Raw genomic sequence first — 338 nt, 5'->3', positions numbered from 1 at the left:
AATTTTCTTGAATTTTTAGGTTAAAAGCCTACTTTATGTAAATGATATAGAGATGGTTGCTATCCTTATTGACAGATGGCTACTAAATATTAATAGTTAGTGTTGAGACTTCTTCCGATACCGATTTTTATTTGCATTTATCTATTCTCTTGGTGGAGATGCAAAAAAAATATTATCGCTAGTAATACGCAACTAAAACCTTGCATTGATTGGGCATATATAAAAAATTTACCTCTCCCACCAAAACCATCATTTGTCGAGTTTTATATTGTTTATGTCTCTTCTTTTTTTAAATTTCCCTTTGGGATAATTATTCAACAACTACCGTTTGCAAAGAA

At 30.2% G+C, this 338-nt stretch carries 1 protein-coding gene; it reads left to right on the top strand.

All coding sequences use genetic code 11. The features are described 5' to 3' along the window. Nucleotides 1-99: 99 nt before the first annotated feature. Nucleotides 100-338: hypothetical protein (locus AMO19_RS08670; protein WP_075507125.1), on the top strand; the 239-nt coding region annotated here is incomplete at its 3' end.

The organism is Prochlorococcus marinus, assembly GCF_001180245.1.
Taxonomy (GTDB): Bacteria; Cyanobacteriota; Cyanobacteriia; order PCC-6307; family Cyanobiaceae; genus Prochlorococcus_A; species Prochlorococcus_A marinus_F.
This window is presented reverse-complemented; position numbering and strand designations above follow the sequence as displayed.